The organism is Marinobacter sp. (assembly GCF_052091845.1).
In the GTDB taxonomy this organism is placed as follows: domain Bacteria; phylum Pseudomonadota; class Gammaproteobacteria; order Pseudomonadales; family Oleiphilaceae; genus Marinobacter.
Genome location: NZ_JBQDCO010000031.1, coordinates 1 through 18,994, shown reverse-complemented (window position 1 = coordinate 18,994; position 18,994 = coordinate 1). Strand labels below are relative to the sequence as shown.

General features: G+C 55.2%; 18 protein-coding genes and 1 pseudogene. 10 read left to right on the top strand and 9 right to left on the bottom strand.

All coding sequences use genetic code 11. The annotated features are described in order from the left end of the window. The first annotated feature begins 87 nt into the window (after nt 1-87). Both prlC and ACTHYN_RS11060 read left to right on the top strand, forming a co-directional pair. Nucleotides 88-2,133, top strand: a complete 2,046-nt coding sequence (gene prlC, locus ACTHYN_RS11065) for an oligopeptidase A (protein ID WP_441812512.1) — start codon at nt 88-90, stop codon at nt 2,131-2,133. Nucleotides 2,134-2,190: 57 nt separating this feature from the next. After that, a complete protein-coding gene (locus ACTHYN_RS11060; protein ID WP_441812511.1) occupies nt 2,191-2,442 on the top strand; it encodes a YheV family putative zinc ribbon protein in 252 nt (83 codons plus the stop codon). 202 nt (nt 2,443-2,644) lie between these two features. On the opposite strand, the gene ACTHYN_RS11055 is transcribed toward ACTHYN_RS11060, so the two are convergent. The 8 genes and pseudogenes from ACTHYN_RS11055 to ACTHYN_RS11020 form a co-directional block, all read right to left on the bottom strand. Next, the gene (locus ACTHYN_RS11055; protein WP_441812510.1) at nt 2,645-3,967 is read right to left on the bottom strand and encodes a Na+/H+ antiporter family protein; all 1,323 of its coding nucleotides are present in this window, start codon (nt 3,965-3,967) and stop codon (nt 2,645-2,647) included. Between the two features lie 115 nt (nt 3,968-4,082). Next, entirely contained in the window at nt 4,083-4,313 is a 231-nt protein-coding gene (locus ACTHYN_RS11050) for a DUF1653 domain-containing protein (protein WP_441812509.1), read from the bottom strand. 18 nt (nt 4,314-4,331) lie between these two features. Further along, complete coding sequence (locus ACTHYN_RS11045; protein WP_441812508.1) at nt 4,332-4,781, bottom strand: group I truncated hemoglobin; 450 nt, start codon at nt 4,779-4,781, stop codon at nt 4,332-4,334. Nucleotides 4,782-4,783: 2 nt separating this feature from the next. Next, nucleotides 4,784-5,682, bottom strand: a pseudogene (locus ACTHYN_RS11040) (DUF3034 family protein). Continuing rightward, the gene (locus ACTHYN_RS11035) at nt 5,679-8,036 is read right to left on the bottom strand and encodes a putative bifunctional diguanylate cyclase/phosphodiesterase (protein ID WP_441812507.1); all 2,358 of its coding nucleotides are present in this window, start codon (nt 8,034-8,036) and stop codon (nt 5,679-5,681) included. The pseudogene ACTHYN_RS11040 and the gene ACTHYN_RS11035 overlap by 4 nt, the downstream one beginning before the upstream one ends. Beyond that, nucleotides 8,036-8,572: a methylamine utilization protein gene (locus ACTHYN_RS11030; RefSeq protein ID WP_441812506.1), complete on the bottom strand. Its 537-nt coding sequence runs from the start codon at nt 8,570-8,572 to the stop codon at nt 8,036-8,038. Before ACTHYN_RS11030 ends, ACTHYN_RS11035 begins: the two co-directional genes overlap by 1 nt. A 175-nt stretch (nt 8,573-8,747) precedes the next feature. Beyond that, nucleotides 8,748-9,398: a hypothetical protein gene (locus tag ACTHYN_RS11025; protein ID WP_441812505.1), complete on the bottom strand. Its 651-nt coding sequence runs from the start codon at nt 9,396-9,398 to the stop codon at nt 8,748-8,750. Between the two features lie 202 nt (nt 9,399-9,600). Beyond that, nucleotides 9,601-10,926 (bottom strand): MATE family efflux transporter, encoded by a 1,326-nt coding sequence (locus ACTHYN_RS11020; RefSeq protein ID WP_441812504.1) that lies wholly within the window; start codon nt 10,924-10,926, stop codon nt 9,601-9,603. A gap of 206 nt (nt 10,927-11,132) precedes the next feature. Between ACTHYN_RS11020 and coxB the strand changes: the two genes are divergently transcribed. The 4 genes from coxB to ACTHYN_RS11000 are packed head-to-tail and all read left to right on the top strand — an operon-like array spanning nt 11,133 to nt 15,406. Continuing rightward, nucleotides 11,133-12,257 (top strand): cytochrome c oxidase subunit II, encoded by a 1,125-nt coding sequence (gene coxB, locus ACTHYN_RS11015; protein WP_441812503.1) that lies wholly within the window; start codon nt 11,133-11,135, stop codon nt 12,255-12,257. Between the two features lie 57 nt (nt 12,258-12,314). Next, entirely contained in the window at nt 12,315-13,898 is a 1,584-nt protein-coding gene (ctaD, locus tag ACTHYN_RS11010; protein ID WP_441812502.1) for a cytochrome c oxidase subunit I, read from the top strand. A 13-nt stretch (nt 13,899-13,911) separates the two neighbouring features. Then, nucleotides 13,912-14,502 carry a cytochrome c oxidase assembly protein gene (locus ACTHYN_RS11005; RefSeq protein ID WP_441812501.1) on the top strand — a complete coding sequence of 197 codons (591 nt, stop codon included), beginning with the start codon at nt 13,912-13,914 and terminating at the stop codon, nt 14,500-14,502. Between the two features lie 16 nt (nt 14,503-14,518). Continuing rightward, nucleotides 14,519-15,406, top strand: coding sequence for a cytochrome c oxidase subunit 3 (locus ACTHYN_RS11000; RefSeq protein WP_441812500.1), 888 nt, complete (start codon nt 14,519-14,521; stop codon nt 15,404-15,406). 18 nt (nt 15,407-15,424) lie between these two features. Here the strand turns inward: ACTHYN_RS11000 and ACTHYN_RS10995 are convergent, their stop codons facing one another. After that, nucleotides 15,425-15,628: a twin transmembrane helix small protein gene (locus ACTHYN_RS10995; protein ID WP_441812499.1), complete on the bottom strand. Its 204-nt coding sequence runs from the start codon at nt 15,626-15,628 to the stop codon at nt 15,425-15,427. Between the two features lie 54 nt (nt 15,629-15,682). Between ACTHYN_RS10995 and ACTHYN_RS10990 the strand changes: the two genes are divergently transcribed. From ACTHYN_RS10990 to cyoE, 4 genes are all read left to right on the top strand, one after another. Then, nucleotides 15,683-16,420: an SURF1 family protein gene (locus ACTHYN_RS10990; protein WP_441812498.1), complete on the top strand. Its 738-nt coding sequence runs from the start codon at nt 15,683-15,685 to the stop codon at nt 16,418-16,420. Beyond that, a complete protein-coding gene (locus ACTHYN_RS10985; RefSeq protein WP_441812497.1) occupies nt 16,401-17,051 on the top strand; it encodes a hypothetical protein in 651 nt (216 codons plus the stop codon). Before ACTHYN_RS10990 ends, ACTHYN_RS10985 begins: the two co-directional genes overlap by 20 nt. A gap of 64 nt (nt 17,052-17,115) precedes the next feature. Next, nucleotides 17,116-18,216, top strand: coding sequence for a COX15/CtaA family protein (locus ACTHYN_RS10980; protein ID WP_441812536.1), 1,101 nt, complete (start codon nt 17,116-17,118; stop codon nt 18,214-18,216). Next, on the top strand, nt 18,213-18,994 hold a 782-nt coding region (cyoE, locus tag ACTHYN_RS10975), incomplete at its 3' end, for a heme o synthase (protein WP_441812496.1). The genes ACTHYN_RS10980 and cyoE, both read left to right, overlap by 4 nt.

Here is an 18,994-nt window from a genome sequence, read left to right as displayed (position 1 = left end):
TGGAACAACCTCCTGCATAGCTGCCTTTCCCCCAAAGTTTGATATCAATAAAGCTACCTGACATTTGAACAGCTGAGAAGGGCATCCATGAATAACCCGTTACTGACTGATGATTTGCTGCCAAAATTTGATCATGTGCGCACCGAGCACATGGAAACGGCCATAGACCAGATTCTCAGCGAGAATCGCGTGAAAATCGCCAGCCTGGCCCAGAACGAAGACCCTACCTGGGATACCCTGGCCCAGCCCATGCAGTCGCTGGAAGACAAACTCAACAATGCCTGGTCGGTTATTTCGCACCTCAACGGCGTGATGAACAGCGACGATCTGCGCAAAGTCTACAAAAACTGCCTGGAAAAACTGACGGAATACAGCACTGAACTCAGCCAAAACTCCGCCCTGTGCGACGCCTACAAAAAGCTGGCCGCCCGGGAGGATTTCAAAGACCTAAGCGAAGCCCAGCGAAAGTCTGTGGATAACACCCTGAGAGACTTTCACCTTGGCGGCGTCGACCTGCCCGACGAGCAGAAACAGCAGTATGCAGCTCTCTCCCGTGAGCTGGCAGAATTGACCAACAGCTTCAGTGAAAACGTACTGGACGCCACTGAAAACTGGTTCAAACACATCACCAATGTGGAAGAGCTGGCCGGCATACCGGAAAGCGCCATCGAAGGCGCAAAGCAGGCAGCTAGCCAGAAAGAACTGGATGGCTACGTGATTACCCTGGACTTTCCCAGCTTCTTCCCGGTGATGACCTATTGCGACAACCGCGAACTGCGCCACGAAGTTTACGAGGCGTTTGTCACCCGCGCCTCTGACGTAGGCCCGGATGCCGGCACCTGGGACAACACCCAAGTGATGGCCGAGATTCTCAAGCGCCGCCACGCCCAGGCCAAATTGCTGGGCTTCGACAATTATGCGCAAAGCTCGCTGGCCACCAAAATGGCCCGGGATACCGATGAAGTTCTGGGCTTTCTCAACCAACTGGCGGCCAAATCCAAGCCGGTGGCGGAAAAAGAGTTTGCCGAGCTAAAAGCCTTCGCCAAAGACGAACACGCCCTCGACGACCTGAAAACCTGGGACGTAGGCTACTATAGCGAAAAGCTGCGCCAGCAGCGCTACGACATCTCACCGGAAACCCTGCGCCCCTGGTTCCCTGTGAATAAAGTGGTACCGGGCCTGTTCCGGGTTGCCGAAAAGCTGTTCGATGTGCAGATAGAAGCAAAGCCAGAGGTAGAAACCTGGCACGAAGACGCCACCGCCTACTGCATCAGCCGCGATGGTGAGCCTATCGCCTGGTTCTACTTTGACCTGTTTGCCCGTCAAGGTAAGCGCGGTGGTGCCTGGATGGCCGATTGCCGGGTGCGCTGGCGCAATCAGCGTGGCACGCTGCAATTGCCCGTGGCCTTCCTGACCTGCAATTTCACGCCACCGGTGAACGGCAAGCCGTCGCTGCTCACCCACGATGAAGTAACCACGTTGTTCCACGAATTCGGCCACGGGCTGCACCACATGCTGACCCAGGTGGACGTGGCGGAAGTGTCTGGCATCAACGGTGTGGCCTGGGATGCGGTAGAACTGCCCAGCCAGTTCCTGGAAAACTGGTGCTGGAATCCTGAATCCCTGGCGCTGATTGCCAGCCACCATGAAACCGGCGAGCCATTACCGGAAGATTTGTTGCAGAAGCTACTGGCAGCGAAAAACTTCCAGTCCGGCATGGCGATGGTGCGCCAACTGGAATTCTCCCTGTTCGATTTCCGCCTGCATGCGGAATTCACCGAAGAGGCGCCCACCAATCCACTGGCCATGCACCGCAAAGTGCGTGAAGACATTGCCGTGGTGGAGGGTCCGGAGTTCAACCGCTTCCCCAACGCGTTCTCCCACATCTTCGCCGGCGGATATGCCGCGGGCTATTACAGCTACAAGTGGGCTGAGGTGTTGGCCGCAGATGCTTTCTCGTTGTTTGAAGAAAACGGCATCTTTGATTCAGAAACCGGGCGGGCCTTCTTGCAGAACATTCTGGAGAAAGGCGGGTCGCAGGAGCCTATGGAGTTGTTCAAAGCTTTCCGTGGCCGCGAGCCTGAAGTAGGCGCTTTACTGAAACAGACCGGCATCACGGACGACGCGGCCTGATCCAACCTTCTCCGGTGGCCATTATGGCTGCCGGAGGCTTTAATCTGGAGGTACGTTATGGCGACCCCGAAACGCTTTATAGCCGGTGCCATCTGCCCACGCTGTGCGGAGATGGACAAAATCATGATGTTCACCGACGATTCTGATGAGCAGATTCGCGAGTGTGTGGCCTGCGGTTTTACCGATGCTGTTTCAGATGCGGAGCAGCCCACCAACCCTGAGCTGGATACGCGGGTTAATACCCGTGATAACGAGGATGATCATACGGTTAAGCAGGTTGTTTTCTTTAAGGCTGGGCCTGAGGACTAAAGATTAAAGACTGTAGTCTGCCGGATTGGTGGGGTCGATGCCGCGGCGATATCTGCACGGTTCGCTCAGAGGGTGCGGGGGCCTTTTCTGGCGGAAAAAGATGTCTGAGCGCAGCGAGTTGCTTTTTTCCAGAAGAAAAGGCCCCCGTGACCTCGTAGCCCCCAAAACCAGCAGGCTACGAGAAAAGAAGGCAACTCCCAAATCAGAGAACCATAGCCGCCAACCACCCAAACCCGAGCAGTGGCAGGTTATAGTGCAAGAACGTGGGCACCACAGAATCCCAGATGTGGTTGTGCTGGCCGTCTACGTTCAGGCCGGCGGTGGGGCCGAGGGTGGAGTCAGAGGCTGGGGAGCCGGCATCACCCAATGCGCCGGCGGTGCCGACCAAAGCGACAATGGCCATGGAGCTGAAGCCCATTTCCAGAGCCAGGGGCACATACAGGGCCGCTATGATGGGGATGGTCGAGAAAGACGAGCCAATGCCCAGAGTAATCATCAGACCTACCAGCAGCATCAGCAGCGCCGCCATAGGCTTGTTATTACCAATCACGTCAACAGAGCTTTGTACCAGTGTGGCGATTTCGCCGGTTTCGCGCATCACTTCGGCAAAACCGGATGCGGTGATCATAATGAAACCGATCATCGCCAGCATCTTCATGCCTTCGGTAAACAGGTCGTCTGCTTCTTTCCACTTCACCACCCCGGAGAGGTTGAATAGCAGGAAACCCGCCAGCGCACCCAGAATCATCGATCCCAGCCACAACTGAACCACAAAGGCGACCACAATGGCCACTAGCGCCATGATCAGAGTGCCCGGGCTATAGGACACGTTCACCCGCTCGGTGCGGGTAATGGCCTCAAGATCGTACTCACGATTGCCACGATAGGTAATAAAAATAGCAATCAGCAGGCCGCAGAGCATACCCAGGGCTGGCAGGGCCATGGCCCTCATCACACTCAGGCCTTCAGTGGCGCCACCGTTGGCGCTGATTTTGGCCATCAGGATTTCGTTCAGATAAATACCGCCAAATCCGATAGGCAGAAACATGTAGGGTGTAATCAGACCAAAGGTGAGCGCACAGGCTACCAGCCGGCGATCCATTTTCAGTTTCGCCATTACATACAACATGGGTGGCACCACCAGCGGTATGAATGCAATATGGATGGGCAGAATGTTTTGTGACGACAGGGCGATCAGCACCAGTACGCCGATAATCATATAACGCACGCCCTTGGCCGCAGCGCTGTTGTCCTGCTGTCCCACCATGGCCAGGGTTTTGTCTGCCAGCGCGTGGGCCAGGCCAGACTTGCCAATAGCCACAGCAAAGGCACCCAGGGTGGCGTAGGACAGAGCAACGGTGGCGCCGCCACCAAGGCCGTTGTTGAACGCGTCAATGGTGGCTTCGAGAGATAATCCTGCGATCAGGCCGCCGGAGACGGCGCCTACAATAAGGGCAACAACAACGTGGATGCGGGCCAGGCTCATGACGAGCATGATCAGTACCGCGGCAACAACGGCATTCATGGGGAAACTCCGGGTGTGGCGTTAGCGTTATCCGGCCTTCTTTTGAAGGCTGGCATCATGAAAATGCGGTAATGTGCAGGAATTAGCCAGCTGAGTCAAAGTGCTTGTGCAACTGTTAATCTTTGTCGATACGCGCGAAACGCGGAACCTGTTCTCCCGCCACGGTTACGTTTTCCCGAAACATACTGAGCGGGCGCACCCACAAGCTGTGATCGCCGTAAAGGCAACGGTAAACCACCAGTTCTTCCTCGGTTTCGCTGTGCCTGGCGGTGCCGAGTACCTCGTAATCCTGCCCTTTGTAGTGTTGATAACGGCCCGGACGGACAGGGTGTTTGCTCTCAGTCATCTTTGTTTTCTCCGTGGTTTAAAAATGGCGAATGTCCGGGTACAGGGGCAACAGATGCTTGATCAGCCGGTTTTGTGCGCCGGTGGGTACCTGGTTTTCTTCCATGGCAAGAATAAGGTTTTCTGCCAGCGCGTTAAACTGGGTGTTGGTGATGTTCATTGCCGCGTGGAGTTCACGCATGTCGCGGCCGGAATACTGGCAAGGGCCACCGCTGAGCTCACACAACTGATCCGTCAGATTGCCATGGAACTGTGCAACATTGATGCCCTTGAATTGATGGTTAATGCGTTCGTCCTCCACGATGAGGTAAAGCATATCCTCCACCACGTTGGCGATGCCTTCCCGCTCTCCCAGTTGCAGGTACAGGCTGTTATCCGGCGGGCTTTGTAAGCTTTGGCTACCACCCAGTGCCAAACCCACCGTAACCATCAATATGGCCAGATATGGCTTCATTGAGCGCAGATTCATGGTTAGAAGCTCCCCTGCAGCGACAGATAAGCACCCTGCTGATCCGTTAGCCCGGCGACATCGCCAAGGTTAACGAACGCGGCGGTTACCGCAAGGCGCCGGTCGGGCACCCAGGCAACAAACATATCCCACCAGTCGCCTTCACGGGCGAAGCTCAGGTTGTCTGGTTTCTGACGGTACTCGGCACCGACTAACCACTGCCGGTTTATAAACACGCCGGCGCCGACTTCAGCCATCACTTCGTAACCATTATTGCGGTCGCCACCGAAACCCAGAAGCCCGCCCTGGTTGGCGCGGGTACCCCGTGCAGTGGCGTTCACCAGCAGATTGCGGCCAAATACGGCGGCAAAAAACACCTTGGAGCCGGAGATATACACATCTGTGCCGCGGTCGTCCCTGGCTCCGATAGCGTTTGGCACGGTGAAGTCCCGCTGTCGTTTGTACTGCACGCCAGCAGACCACTGCCCCCAGGGGCTGTAGAGAACATCGCCGGCCAGCCGTACTTTTACACCGAAGATGTCTTGATTGAGTTCATCCTGCTCAAGCCCAAAGCCGTCTTTGAGAGTAAACACCAGACTATCAAGATCCAGGGTTTGGCGTGCAATCGTCACCTCAACCCGGTTGTTCCAGTTTATCCCTGCGCCGGTCACTGAAAGCGTATAATCGTCTACCTCAGCGCGACCTACAGCCAGTGTACCGCCCCATTCTTCATCTCTGCGTAGCTGCCAAGCAGGGCCCAGGGCACCAGCCCGCCGCCGGCGCTGCCCTCTATGGTGGTAACGCCGCCGGTGGCCCAAATGCGGCTGCCGATATCTGCCATGGCGACAGGCGTGGCAAGCAGCCCTAGTGCAAGCATTGGCGCGAGCGTTTTTGCGTGTACAGTGTTGATAGATAACGTCATGAGGGTTGCTCCGGCATAGTGTCAGCCAGCTCCTGCCGGCGTTCGGCAATCGCAGCGGCAGTCTGCGCAAGGCTGTCGGCCGGAACCGGCCGGTTCAGATAGAAGCCCTGGCCAAGATCGCAGCCCCAGGACTGCAGTAATTTCCAGGTCTCCAGATCTTCAATCCCTTCTGCGACAACCTTGAGGCCAAGGCCATGGGCCATGTCGATCGTGGATTGCACAATCAACTGGTCTTGAGGCTCGGTGTGCAATTTTAAAACAAAGGATTTATCTATTTTCAGTTCCTGAACGGGCAATTTGCGCAGTTGTGACAGTGAAGAATAGCCTGTGCCAAAGTCGTCAACAGACAAGGTTACTCCGAGTTTTCTCAGCTGGTTTAGTGTGGCCATGGCCTCTTCGGGATCGTCCATCAGGGCGCTTTCTGTCACTTCCAGGGTGATCCGCTCCATGCTGTGATGCCAGTCGGCAAAAATGCCGGCGATACGTTCAGCCAACCCGGGACGAGACAGGTCCATTGCGGAAAGATTGATGGCCACACCAGCTTCCAGGCCTGCCTGAAACCAGGCCCGGGCATCGTTGGCAACTCGCTGCAGGATATGATCTGTCAGACCGTGAATCTGCCCCGACTGCTCAGCCAGAAAAATGAACTCTTCCGGTGATATAAACCCGAGCTCCGGGTGTATCCAGCGCACCAGTGCTTCTACCTGAAGCAGCTCACCGGTGCGGCTATCCAGCTTGGGTTGGTAGTTCATGTGCAGGTCACCGCGGCGGACGGCGGTGTGCAGATCAGCGATCAGCTTCAGCTCGCGCAAGTGGCTTTCATCCTGTCCAGGCTCATATCGGGTGACTGCAAAGCCGTGTTGCAGTGCTCGCTCGAAGGTCAGGTTTATTCGCCGTCTTAACTCATTTTTATTACAGGCATCGCCGGGTAGTTGCAGAGTTATCAGGTTGGAGCGTAGTGAAAATGGCGTGTTGTCGATGCTCAGGGGCAACTCTATTGTTTCATGCAGGGCTTGTGCCCTTTGTTCTATAGCTTCGGCGCTATGGGCACTCACTATGGCCAGAAATTCGGCACCACCGGTGCGCGCAATCAGGTGTGCATCCGGAAGTTTGTCGCGCAGTCGCTTTGACAGACCAAGCAGAACCTTGTCACCAAACTCAAGGCCAAGGGTGTCGTTGATGTCGGACAGGTCGCTTACCCGCAAGCCAACCAAGCTACAGGGTACCCCGGTATTAAAATGTTCGTGGGCCGCATGCATCAGGGCGCTGCGGTTTCCCAGTTTTGTCACTTCATCATGGGTAGCGGCGTGGCGAATTTCTGCTTCGCGCCGGGTAAGGCGAGCCAACGTATCCCGCAGCGTGTTTCGTAGCTGTCGCAGCTCGCCGCCTGTGTGAATGTTGGGCGCGCGCGGGGTTTTCCCCTGCCCCACAGCCTGTGCATAACGGGCAAGTTGCAATACTGGTCGGCCAAGGTGCCTTGCCATGAGCAATGCCAAGACTATTGCCAGCCCCATAATAGCTGTTACCAGCATGGCTATTTCCAGGGCACGACTGTAGTAATTTTGCAGGCTGGCCTCTCGGCTGATCATCAACAGCGCTTCAAAAGTGCCCTGCTTGTAGGTGCCAAGATTTAACGTGCGCGTGAAGTAGCGGGCGCTTTCGATAAAGTTTTGACTGTTTGTAGATCTTAGCCGTACTGGTGTAGATGCCTGATCGATCCCCGCAGATCCCGCAAGGCTGACAAATTCGCCTGAATCTCCCGCCTTTGTGCGAAAAATAATTGAACTGCCGCTAAGTTCAGCGATAACAGACGCAAGTTCTTCATTCAGCTCAAAACCAGCCGCCAACCACGCCCGCAAGCCAGGGGCCTCCACCGGCACTATAAGCATCTCAAACCCACGATGATCGATGGTTAGCAATGAGCGGTCTGTGCCATTTTTTCGCGCATTTGAAAGCTGTGCTGGTGTAACGCCGGGAACGCTGTGAGCTAATGTAGAGGCGAGCAGTTTACCTTGGCGGTCTAAAAGCAGTGCAAAATCTGCCCCGGCGCGCGCGCTGTGATTTTCCAGGGCACTGTTGAGGGTTCCCGGGTCGCGGCTGGCGATGGCAGAGCGAAAGCCGAAGTCGCGAACCACGACATTCAACCGCGAGAGCTCAAGGTCGGTGCGACGGTGAATGATGTCATTGGTCAGGCGCTCAGCGATATTGAGCTGTTCCAGGGCCCGAAGTTTTTCATCCTCGAACAGGTAAACCATCAAAAGCGCGCCAATCAGCAGGCTTACCAGGGCAACCAGAGCAACCATAGCGGTAACCAGACGGCCGCGGAATCCTATACGGTAAGTCAGGCGAGCCATCAAAGTTCCCGGAAGCGTTTCTGGAGATGATCCATTGGGTTTTCATGGCGTGTTTCTGGCACCAGCTCAATATTGATGGTTTCGATAGTAGCGTTTGTGAGGGCGGTAGAACGGATCTCCCGAACCACCGGCCTGGTGTTGTCCGGCAGGCGGGGGTGCCAGATATTCAGGCTCAGCGTGCTGGGTATTTGAGCCACGCCAAAATCCAGCGCGAGTGTTACCTCGCCCTGCTCATCGGTTTGGCCAATGGCGCGGGTGTCAGCCAATACAATAAAAGCCTGCATGTGATCGTGAATATTGCAGCCAAGCTCCACGATACCTGGTTGATCAAACAAGACTGGCGCTTCAGGCTGACCGGCGTAGAGCTCAAGGTTAAAGGGCTTTGCCGGCGAGAATGAGTAAACGTGGTGTTGGGTGTTGTCCCGGTTGGGGAAGTTAACGCTGGAACCAGTGGGCAAAATGAGCACGTGAGGATGGAACATGCGGTCTTTTTGAACCACTTTTGCCTGCACGGGGGGGCGCTTGGCTCCCGTCATTAAGGTACACCACCGCGCCGGTCAAAGCGTCTGTGCCGTTCGCAAGTTGTAATTTTACTGTTAGCTCTTCTGACTGCAAGGGGGCCGACAGCAGATACCCAGCCAACAGAAAAACGGTTTGTTTTCTCATTATAACAGTGGACCTTATGATTGCGCAGAGCCTTCCAGAGAAAGGTCAGGACAGACCAGAACCCAGGGAAAAGCGAATATGGTTGCGGACCAGCAGGTTCTCCCAGTAGTTTCGCATCCAATTCCAGGCATCGTTGTTTACCTGCTCAACGAATGGATCGAGATTCAGCTCGTAATAATCCGGAGTGCCTGCAATCTGCAGCACCGTAACGGTGATTGAGTCGTCCAGTTCGTTTGCGAAGGGTTCGCCAATAAGCTCATGGACCAGCAAATTGGCACGAGTGGCTTCCATATCGACGAGCCCGCCGTTTCTGATGGAGTGGTTATTCTCGTGCATTTCTTCCATCAGGCGGTGGCATAAATAAGCGCGAATCAAAAGTCCATCCAGGCCATCGTGGTGTACCAGAAACGTGGAAGGCTCAGTGAAGTAGCCGATCGCGGCTTTTACAAAGGGATCAAATAGCTGCGCTGTGCCGGCCCCTCGGGCACAGGCATCTACGCACTCTATAAGCCTGGGGGCCATTTCAATGTATTCGATGGCGAACTGAAACAGACAGGAGGCAGGCTGGTACCCATTAATCGTGACGGCAGAGGGCAACGCAGCGGCTTTTTCATGCAACTGCCTTAAAAAGGTACCCGAGCGGGCCTCCTTGCGTCGCGCGTGGTCAATGATCTCTAGGACAGCCTGTGGAGTCATGCGAGGCCATGCCGATGTTTGAACAAATTGAGGTCGCAAGGCGCCTCCTGTAACGGGCAATAAGTAACTGGGCAATTAAGCCGCCGCAGATTAAATTTGCTCACTACTGCGAGGCGCCCGCCTTTTCTGACAAGTGTAGACGAGATTTGGCGAGCTGTGATTTCTCGATTGTCAGATATTGTTAACAATTGTCTCCGGATTATCAGGGGGTGAACCATCGGTCGTTACGGGTGTACGACCAGCACAACCAGCCCATACTGCCAGCGCGCGCAAGCATAAGGCATATAAGCGAAAGCCAAAGCCCGTGGTTGCCCCAGCCTGTGGTCAGCCACCACACAGGTGCGAAAACGCCCAGGGCCGAAAACAGCATGGTGTTTTGCATATCCTTGGTGCGTGTAGCACCAATAAAGACCCCATCGAACAAAAACCCCCATACTGAGGCGAAAGGCAGCAGCCATAACCAGGGCAGGTATTGCCAGGCAGTGGTTCGCACCTGTTCAATACCGGTCAGCATTGCAATCAGGCTGCGGCCACCGAAAACAAACAGGATAGTGAGCAGCAGCGACCCCCAGAGAGACCAGCGCAGCGCGCAGCGGAATACCACAAGGAACCGCCGTTTGCTGTCCCTGCCCACGGCTTCACCAATCAGGGCTTCGGCGGCATTGGCAAAGCCGTCCAGAGCATTGGAAATGAGTAGTAAAAAGGTAATCAGCACCGCATTGGCCGCCAATATAGTGTCTCCCTGACGGGCCCCCTGGGCTGTAAAGAATGCCAGCACCAGCAGCAAAGCGATGGTACGAACCATGATGTAGCGGTTTACCTGCAGAATGGCCAAATAGTCCGCAAGGGTTCCGAACAATGCCCGGGTGAGCCGCTGTCCGTCGGGCATGCGGCGCAGCACAATGGCAAAACCAATGATGGCAGCGCCATATTCAGCGATGACTGTGGCGATAGCTACGCCTCGGCTATTCCAGCCCAGCACCGTTACAAACACTATATCCAAAACAATATTCAGGCCGTTGGCGACGATTAACATGACCATTGGCCCCCGTGCGTACTGCGTGCCGATCAGCCAGCCCACCAGCGTGTACTGGCACAGCACGGCTGGGGCGCTCCAGATTCTTATGGTCGCGTATTCAGCGGCAAGTTCGGTTACACCCGGGCTGGGATTCATTAGCGTCAACCCTATGTTTATCAAAGGCTGATGGCACAAAATGAGCAACAGACCAATGCCCACTGCCAGCATCACCGAGCGTAGCAGCAGGGCAACCTGGCTAAAGCTATCGCGCTTGCCCCAGGCCTGGGCGGCAAGCCCTGTTGTACCCATGCGCATAAAGCCAAAGCTCCAGTACAAAATGGTAAACAGGTTAGCGCCAACGGCCACTGCGCCAAGGTATTCCGGGCTCTTCAGGTGGCCAAGCACAGCCGTGTCCACGAGCCCCAACAGGGGAACCGTCAAATTGGTGAGCATTAAAGGCCACGCCAGAGCCCATAGGCGCCGGTCTGTGACCGACAGTTTGAATGTCATATTCTACCTGTTTATAAATTTTCTGGTTTTTAGTCGTTTTGGGTTTAATGGGATTTTTAGTATTTTGGTGATCTGTGTCTATACTCGATGTTGATGTATCTGTAAGCAGGCTTTCACTCTGACCTCTTCCAGTGAATGCGAGCGCCGGTTGAGGGTAGAGGGATTGCGCGAAATCCGACAAGAATAACACTCTGTGGAGACACAGTATGCGCGTGCACGCTCAGCGGGCAGGTGCCCTGTTAGGCGGTTTGTCGTTCCCCGCTCTGTCCCTGGCGGACTGGGCGGTAAACATGACCCCCGGGGTAACCGGTACCAGTAACGATATATTCGACCTTCACATGACCATTTTCTGGATCTGCGTTGCCATAGGTGTCGTGGTATTCGGGGTCATGTTCTGGTCTATTTTTGCCCACCGCAAGTCCAGGGGTGTGAAACCTGCCAACTTTCATGAGAATACGATGGTTGAGGTTCTGTGGACGCTCATACCGCTTGTTATTCTTGTCATCATGGCGATTCCTGCCACCGCAACCCTGATAGATATGTACGACACCACTGAGTCGGATATCGATATCAAGGTGACCGGCTATCAGTGGAAGTGGCAATACGAATACATCAACGAAGATTTCGGCTATTTCTCCAACACCACCACGCCGCCGGATCAGATCAACAACCTTCAGGCGAAAGGCGAAAATTATTTGCTTGAAGTCGACAACATGATGGTTGTCCCTGTGGGCAAAAAGATCCGTTTCCTGCTGACAGCCAATGACGTGATCCATTCCTGGTGGGTGCCTGCCTTTGGCTTCAAGAAAGACGCGATTCCCGGCTTTATCAACGAAGCCTGGACCCGGGTGGACGAGCCCGGCATCTATCGTGGCCAGTGCGCTGAATTGTGCGGTAAGAATCATGGCTTTATGCCGGTGGTTGTAAAGGCTGTTCCGGAAGAGGAATACAACGCCTGGGTTGAGGAGCAGAAAGCGGCGGCCGAGAAAGAGCGCGAGTTGACCGAGAAAGACTGGTCAATGGAAGAATTGATGGCGCGCGGCGAAAAAGCCTACGCCAGCAATTGTGCGGCCTGTCACCAGGAAGATGGTAGTGGCGCACCGCCGGCCTTCCCGGCGCTTAAAGGCAGCGCCATAGCAACCGGAGACATGACCGCCCACCTCGATGTTGTGGTGAATGGTGTATCCGGTACCGCGATGCAGGCTTTTGGCAGCCAGCTGAATGAAGCCGACCTTGCGGCCATTATTACCTACGAGCGGAACGCCTGGGGCAATAATGTGGGTGATATGGTCACACCCAAAGAAATCTTCGATTACAAGAGCGAACAGTAATCAACGCCGGATAACAGCTATCACCAGCCACAAATATTGGCGGTAACGGGGGTTTTCATGAGTGCGGTTGCAGGTACCCACGCACAGGATCAACATCACGGGCCGGCTCGCGGCTTCAGCCGCTGGCTGCTAACCACGAACCACAAGGATATCGGGACCATGTACCTGATATTCAGTTTCACCATGTTCCTGCTTGGCGGGACCATGGCGATGGTTATTCGGGCAGAGCTGTTCCAGCCAGGGCTGCAAATCGTGCAGCCGGAGTTTTTCAACCAGATGACCACCATGCACGGCTTGCTTATGGTCTTCGGTGCCGTTATGCCGGCGTTTGTCGGGCTGGCTAACTGGATGATACCGCTGATGATTGGCGCGCCAGACATGGCTTTACCACGAATGAACAACTGGAGCTTCTGGTTGCTGCCCTGTGCCTTCCTGATTCTGCTTTCAACGCTGTTTATGTCCGGTGGTGGGCCCAACTTTGGCTGGACCTTCTATGCGCCTCTGTCGACCACCTACGGGCCACCGAGTACAACCTTCTTTATTTTTGCGATCCATATTGCGGGTGTGTCATCGATTATGGGTGCGATCAACGTGATCGCCACGGTGCTTAACATGCGGGCACCGGGCATGACCCTGATGAAAATGCCCATGTTTGTCTGGACCTGGTTGATTACGGCTTTTCTGTTGATCGCCGTAATGCCAGTGCTGGCCGGTGTGTTAACCATGATGCTGATGGACATTAACTTTGGCACCAGCTTCTTCAACGCCGCAGGTGGCGGCGACCCGGTACTGTTCCAGCACGTGTTCTGGTTTTTCGGGCATCCGGAGGTTTATATAATGATCCTCCCGGCCTTTGGGGCGATCTCCCAAATTATTCCCACGTTTGCCCGTAAGCCGTTGTTTGGTTATGCCTCGATGGTTTATGCGACCGGTGCCATTGGCCTGCTCTCATTCCTGGTTTGGGCCCACCATATGTTTACGGTTGGGGTGCCTGTTGCCGGGCAGTTGTTCTTCATGTACGCCACGCTTCTGATTGCCGTGCCCACGGGGGTGAAGGTGTTTAACTGGGTGGCTACCATGTTCCGGGGGGCGCTTACGTTCGAAACGCCCATGCTGTTTGCCATCGCCTTTGTGATTCTGTTTAGTATTGGCGGCTTCTCCGGCCTGATGTTGGCCATTGCTCCGGCCGACTTCCAGTATCACGATACCTACTTTGTGGTGGGGCACTTCCATTATGTGCTGGTGCCCGGCGCTATTTTTGGCATCTTTGCATCGGCCTACTACTGGCTGCCGAAATGGACAGGCCACATGTACGATGAAACCCTGGCCAAAACCCATTTCTGGTTATCGTTCATCGGCATGAATCTGGCCTTCTTCCCCATGCACTTCCTGGGGCTTGCGGGGATGCCCCGTCGTATTCCGGATTACGCTCTGCAGTTTGCCGACTTCAATATGGTATCGAGCATCGGGGCCTTCATGTTTGGTTCTACTCAGTTGTTGTTCCTGTTTATTGTTGTGAAGTGTGCCAGAGGCGGTGAAAAAGCACCTGCCCGGCCCTGGGAAGGTGCCCATGGGCTTGAGTGGGAAATACCTTCCCCGGCGCCTTACCACACATTTACTACGCCACCAGATGTGAAATAGGAGGCAGGTTAAAATGGCTAAGCAGCCGGTAAACAAACCCGATTCGCCGCGCAGCAATGTGCGGGTTATAGGCTGGTGTCTTGCCGGCGTGGCCGGAATGTTTGCCTTCGGTTTTGCGTTGGTGCCTCTGTATGACGTTTTTTGTGATATCACAGGCATTAATGGCAAGACCAATGGTCGCTATGAAGCCACTGAAACCTCGGCTGCAGACATGAACCGTACCGTTAAGGTTCAGTTTCTGGCGCAAAACGGGCCGGACATGCCTTGGGTATTCCGGCCTGTCAATCGCAGCGTTGAGGTGCACCCGGGTGAGCCTACCACTGTAAATTTCTATGCTGAAAATCCAACCGGCCGGGATATGGTGGGGCAGGCGGTGCCAAGCCTTTCGCCATCCGAGGGCACGTTGTATTTCCATAAAACAGAATGTTTTTGCTTTAACCAGCAGCCGCTGCCTGCCGGGCAGAACACGGAAATGCCGCTGGTCTTCATTGTCGACCCGGATCTTCCCGATTACATCACCAAGCTGACATTGTCCTATACCCTTTATGATCAGGGAGAGCCGCAGGCTGCGGTACAAAACACAACAACAAACGATAATGGATAAGCCATCGGAGAGTGCTATGGCGGACTTTCAGACCTATTACGTTCCCGAACAGAGCAAGTGGCCCATTGTGGCTACTGTGGGCTTGGGGGTAACCCTGTTTGGGGCAGCCACCATTATGGTTGCCGGTAACCAGGCCGAAAGCACAACTGGCGGCTGGATGATATTTTCAGCCGGTATTCTGATCATGATTTACATGCTTTTTGGCTGGTTTGGCAGTGTTATCAGAGAAAGCCGTGGCGGACTTTACAGCCCACAAATGGACCGCTCGTTCCGTTGGGGGATGAGCTGGTTTATTTTCTCGGAAATCATGTTTTTTGCCGCCTTTTTCGGCGCGCTTTTTTATGCCCGCGTGTTTGCTGTGCCCTGGCTTGGAGGGGAAGGCGACCGTGGCAGCTCTAACATGCTCTGGGAGGGGTTTCAGGCAACCTGGCCTTTGATTACGAACCCGGATCCTGAGGCCTTTCCGGCGCCGGAATCGGTGATTGGCGCCTGGGGTCTGCCGCTGGTTAACACCATACTCCTGGTGACTTCGTCATTTACCATAACGGTTGCTCATCATGGACTGAAAGCTGATAACCGCAAAAAAACGAAAATATGGCTTGGCGCCACCATATTGCTGGCGCTTGTGTTCCTGTTTTTTCAGGCAGAAGAGTATGTGCACGCGTATCAGGAGCTGAATCTAACGCTTCAATCGGGCATTTACGGCACTACGTTTTTCATGCTCACAGGGTTTCACGGTGTTCACGTAATGTTGGGCACGTTAATGCTGATCATTATGCTGATACGCATCCACAAGGGGCATTTCACCGCAGACAGCCATTTCGGGTTTGAGGCAACCTCCTGGTACTGGCACTTTGTTGATGTGGTATGGCTTGGGCTGTTTGTGTTTGTGTATGTCATTTGAGGCAGCAAGGGGCTGTGATCAGGGAGTCGGGTGCAGTGTCAGGCTCCCTTGCCATAGCGACAGAAGAATGACGATCAGCAGCAGCACACTCAGCGCGACCCGAACCGCCAGGGAGTTCACCACGCGATTGGTTTTTCCGCCATCCTTGATAAGGAAAAACAGGCCGCTGAAAAGGCTGAAAATGACGGCAAGCATAAGAATAATGATAAGGGCTTTGAGCATAAAAACTCTCTTTGGTTTTTGTTTTGGGTGCTGCCGGATTTACTATAGCAGACCATGACAGGAGCAAAAAAAAACCTTCGGCGATGGCATGCAGACTGGCGGTTAATGGTGTTTACGGGCACTTTTTTACCGCTTTTGGTGTGCTTGGGTATTTGGCAACTGCACCGGGCGGAAGAAAAGCAGGCTCTGCTGGATCAGTGGCAGCAGGAATCACAGAACCTCAACTGGCCGGAGCAGGTGGCTGGCGGGTTGGTTAACGGTAGACCAGTGACGGTGACAGGGCTCTATGGCGACCATAGCTGGCTGCTGGACAACAGAACCCGTGATGGTATGGCAGGCTATGAGGTGCTAACCGCCTTCTACCCGCTTGAGGGCCCACCGGTTCTGGTTAACCGGGGCTGGGTGGCGGCCCCAAGAATGCGAAGCGAATTACCAGACGTCACCGCTCCCGGCGACGTGTTCAGCCTGACCGGCCGGATAGGCCAATACCCGGAACCGCCGGTTCTGTCCGGCGACACTGGCACGGGCGAAGGCTGGCCCAGGCGCGTGCAGAGGCTTTCCGGGCCGATGGCACGAGCTGAGATTGCAGACTTGCCCGCAGCTATCATCCGGCTTCAGGGCAGTGAGCAACCGGGAGCCTACCGTGCTGACTGGGAGCCGGACCTTATGGGCCCGCAAACTCACTACGGATACGCAACACAATGGTTTGCGCTTGCCGTGGTGCTGACTATATTGAGTGTAGTTGCGAGTTATCGAAAGGCAGGATCCAATAATGACAATGATGATGGCTAGCCGGATACCACAGAGCGAAGAGACAGGCGGCCCTACGCCAGAGCAAGCACGCAAGGGCCGACGTACGGCTTTTTTACTATTAGCCTTTGGCTTTGGGCCGATGATTCTGGCCACCGTAATGTTCTATACCGGCTGGCTGAATCCGGCCGGTCATACCAACCAGGGAACGTTGATTGAACCCGCGGTGCCGGCTGCGGATCTACACCTTGAAACACTCTCGGGTGAGCCATTTGCAGACCGCTTCAATGTGAGCGAGGCGGAGCCCCAATGGCAATTGCTCGTTGCCGCCGGAGCATGTGAGAGTCGCTGCGAAGAGCTGCTTTATCTGGCGCGGCAAGCCAATATTGCGCTGGGTAAAAACGCCAACCGGGTATCCCGGGCCGCCGTGCTGGGCAGCATTACTGGTGATCTGGCTGCGCGCTGGCCTACGGAATACCGGTTGATGGAGCGGCTGGTGCCAGCCCCTGGCTCAACGCCGGCTTGGCCCGCGGGTATTAATCCGGAAAAAGAACCGCGCATTATGCTTATCGACCCGTTCGGTAATGTAATGATGCATTACGGTCCGGAAAATTCTGGCAAGGATATGCTCAAGGATTTGAAGCACCTGCTCAAACTGTCACTGGTAGGCTGAGGGTCAGCCCGGAGGAGTCCTCTTGAACCATCGGCCTGTCGACAGCCAGCCAAGGGCAAAGGTAATGCTGTGCTGGGCAACACTCTCAGTGGTGCTGGCCTTTGTGGTTATTATGCTTGGCGCCTGGACACGGCTGGTGGATGCCGGGCTGGGTTGCCCGGACTGGCCCGGGTGCTACGGTTTTATTTCCGTGCCCCAGAGCGAGACGCACATTGCCATCGCCAATGCCCGGTTTCCGGATACGCCAGTGGACGTCGCCAAAGGCTGGCCAGAGATGATACATCGATACGCCGCCAGTACCCTGGGGCTGGTGGTATTCGGGTTGGCAGCGGCTGCGGTGAAACAGCGCCGCAGCGGTGTACCTTTCATACTGCCACTTTTTATTGCCGGGTTTATTCTGCTTCAGGGTGCCTTCGGCATGTGGACCGTTACTCTGAAGCTTTGGCCCCAGGTTGTGGCTCTGCACCTTCTCGGAGGATTTACCACGGTTAGCCTGCTCACCTTGCTAGCGCTCCGGCTACGCAAGTTCTCAGCCGCGCAGGCGGCGTCTGCCAATGTTACTAAAGGTTCAGCACCACAGGCACAGCCCAAGCCCACCGCCTCGCCTGGTCTGGCCAGGCTTCGCCCCTGGCTATACGGCGGCTTGCTCCTCATTATTCTGCAGATTGCCCTGGGCGCCTGGACAGCCGCAAACTATGCCGCTGTTGCCTGTACCGATTTGCCAACCTGTCAGGGCCAGTGGTGGCCAGACGGTATGGATTTTCAGCATGGCTTTGATATTACGCAACATGTTGGCCCCAACTATCTTGGCGGCCAGCTCACCGCTGATGGCCGGGTAGCGATACACGTAACCCATAGAATGGGCGCTCTGGCCTCACTGGGTTACTTTGGCATTTTATTGGCGTTGATCTGGCGTAGAGGACACAACCGGGAGTTGCACGGTCCTGTAAAGCTGGTCGCCTCGTTACTGGTGGCGCAGATTACTCTGGGGCTTGCCAACGTTCTGCTTCATATTCCGCTACCGGTTGCAGTGGCTCATAACGCCGTCGGCGCCGGGTTGCTGTTGTCGGTGATTTATCTGATTTGGCGGCACCATTTGCTGCCACAGCCTCAGGCTTCAATAGCAACACACACAACAACAATGCATCAGGAGGTTACGGCATGACTGAGCAAGTGGACACACTGCCGGCTGAGCAAGTATCCAGACGATTTGCACGCGGTATTTCCTGGCGGGATTATCTGGAGTTAACCAAGCCCAACGTTGTGGCCTTGATGATCCTCACGTCGGTCATCGGCATGCTACTGGCCACCTCTGGCTTACCCGATCTGGGTGTGCTCATCTGGGGCAACATGGGTATTGCCTTCCTTGCCGGCGCCGCCGCTGTGGTTAATCACGTGGTCGACCAGAAGATCGATACCGTTATGGCCCGCACCCGCAAGCGCCCGGTGGCTACAGGCAAAATCTCTGCAGTAGAAGCGATTACCTTTGCCACGCTGCTGGCCAGTGTGGGCATGTTCGTGCTGATGTGGCAGGTAAACCACCTGACAGCATGGCTGACTTTGGCTTCGCTGGTAGGTTATGCCGGGGTTTACACTCTGTTCCTGAAGCGGGCAACGCCACAGAACATCACCATTGGTGGCCTCGCCGGCGCCATGCCGCCGTTACTGGGCTGGACAGCAGTAACGGGCCAGGTAGAAGGCCATGCGCTGCTACTGGTTCTGATTATTTTCGCCTGGACCCCGCCGCACTTTTGGGCCCTGGCCATTCACCGCAAGGAAGAATACGCCAAAGCCGGCATACCCATGTTGCCGGTCACCCACGGCAATAAATTCACCGAACTGCACATTCTGCTCTACACCCTGATGTTACTGGCGGTCAGTTTGCTGCCTTTCGTCACAGGCATGTCGGGCTGGATTTATTTGGCTGGTGCCCTGGTGTTAGG

Excerpts from the sequence above, each read along its gene's own strand:
- prlC (WP_441812512.1), top strand. The coding sequence starts at position 88 with ATGAATAACCCGTTACTGACTGATGATTTGCTGCCAAAATTTGATCAT.
- ACTHYN_RS11060 (WP_441812511.1), top strand. The coding sequence starts at position 2,191 with ATGGCGACCCCGAAACGCTTTATAGCCGGTGCCATCTGCCCACGCTGT.
- ACTHYN_RS11055 (WP_441812510.1), bottom strand. The coding sequence starts at position 3,967 with ATGAATGCCGTTGTTGCCGCGGTACTGATCATGCTCGTCATGAGCCTG.
- ACTHYN_RS11050 (WP_441812509.1), bottom strand. The coding sequence starts at position 4,313 with ATGACTGAGAGCAAACACCCTGTCCGTCCGGGCCGTTATCAACACTAC.
- ACTHYN_RS11045 (WP_441812508.1), bottom strand. The coding sequence starts at position 4,781 with ATGAATCTGCGCTCAATGAAGCCATATCTGGCCATATTGATGGTTACG.
- ACTHYN_RS11035 (WP_441812507.1), bottom strand. The coding sequence starts at position 8,036 with ATGGCTCGCCTGACTTACCGTATAGGATTCCGCGGCCGTCTGGTTACC.
- ACTHYN_RS11030 (WP_441812506.1), bottom strand. The coding sequence starts at position 8,572 with ATGACGGGAGCCAAGCGCCCCCCCGTGCAGGCAAAAGTGGTTCAAAAA.
- ACTHYN_RS11025 (WP_441812505.1), bottom strand. The coding sequence starts at position 9,398 with ATGACTCCACAGGCTGTCCTAGAGATCATTGACCACGCGCGACGCAAG.
- ACTHYN_RS11020 (WP_441812504.1), bottom strand. The coding sequence starts at position 10,926 with ATGACATTCAAACTGTCGGTCACAGACCGGCGCCTATGGGCTCTGGCG.
- coxB (WP_441812503.1), top strand. The coding sequence starts at position 11,133 with ATGCGCGTGCACGCTCAGCGGGCAGGTGCCCTGTTAGGCGGTTTGTCG.
- ctaD (WP_441812502.1), top strand. The coding sequence starts at position 12,315 with ATGAGTGCGGTTGCAGGTACCCACGCACAGGATCAACATCACGGGCCG.
- ACTHYN_RS11005 (WP_441812501.1), top strand. The coding sequence starts at position 13,912 with ATGGCTAAGCAGCCGGTAAACAAACCCGATTCGCCGCGCAGCAATGTG.
- ACTHYN_RS11000 (WP_441812500.1), top strand. The coding sequence starts at position 14,519 with ATGGCGGACTTTCAGACCTATTACGTTCCCGAACAGAGCAAGTGGCCC.
- ACTHYN_RS10995 (WP_441812499.1), bottom strand. The coding sequence starts at position 15,628 with ATGCTCAAAGCCCTTATCATTATTCTTATGCTTGCCGTCATTTTCAGC.
- ACTHYN_RS10990 (WP_441812498.1), top strand. The coding sequence starts at position 15,683 with ATGACAGGAGCAAAAAAAAACCTTCGGCGATGGCATGCAGACTGGCGG.
- ACTHYN_RS10985 (WP_441812497.1), top strand. The coding sequence starts at position 16,401 with ATGACAATGATGATGGCTAGCCGGATACCACAGAGCGAAGAGACAGGC.
- ACTHYN_RS10980 (WP_441812536.1), top strand. The coding sequence starts at position 17,116 with ATGCTGTGCTGGGCAACACTCTCAGTGGTGCTGGCCTTTGTGGTTATT.